Origin of the sequence: Serratia sp. M24T3, from assembly GCF_000257645.1 — a bacterium.
Taxonomy (GTDB): domain Bacteria; phylum Pseudomonadota; class Gammaproteobacteria; order Enterobacterales; family Enterobacteriaceae; genus Rouxiella.
The window spans coordinates 1-749 of record NZ_AJHJ01000089.1 but is presented as its reverse complement, the minus strand read 5'-3'; the positions used below and the strand labels follow the sequence as shown (position 1 = coordinate 749).

Annotated in this window: 1 protein-coding gene; it reads right to left on the bottom strand. The window is 61.0% G+C overall.

Features of this window, described 5'->3' with window-relative positions; genetic code table 11:
• The coding region (locus tag SPM24T3_RS24080) for an Ig-like domain-containing protein (RefSeq protein ID WP_009639452.1) at positions 1-749 on the bottom strand (749 nt) is incomplete at both ends.

Genomic DNA, 749 nt, shown 5'->3' with positions numbered 1-749 from the left:
CAATTTTCTCGTCACTACTGCGGTAGCTGAACGCTCGGGCGTTGCCGCCGGTCACCTCGACCGGCTTAACCCCGTCGATTTTCAGCGCCAGCGCCTTCGCCTGCAGCGCATTACCGGCGGCTTTTTTAACGGTCACCGCGACGGTCACCTCCGCAGGCGCTTCCTCTGTCGCCGTTGCCGCCTGATTCACGGCAATATTTGTGTTGCCTGCGCCCACGAACCTCATTTCCCCCTTGGCGCTGACACTGACCACCTTCTCGTCCAGCGAGCGGTAGCTCAATTTGCCGTCGTTGCCGCCGGTAATGTTCAGTTGCTGCTTGGCTGCGCCAAACTCTACCGCGACCGGCGCGGCCTTCAGCGGCATCGCGTCTTTCACATCCACGGTGACGGATGTTTCTGCCTGCTGCCCCCAGTAATTGGCACTCTCCGCTTCAATAACGGTAAGGGTCGTGCTGCCCTTGCCGTGCGCGGTGACTAGCCCTTCTTTATCAACGCTGGCAATTTTCTCGTCATTGCTGCGGTAGCTGAACGCTCGGGCGTTGCCGCCGGTCACCTCCACCGGCCTGATCCCGTCGATTTTGAGCGCCAGCGCCTTCACCTGCAGCGCATTACCGGCGGCTTTTTTAACGGTCACCGCGACGGTCACCTCCGCAGGCGCGTCCTCTGTCGCCGTTGCCGCCTGACTCACGGCAATATTTGTGTTGCCTGCGCCTGCGAACGTCATTTCACCCTTGGCGCTGACGCTGACC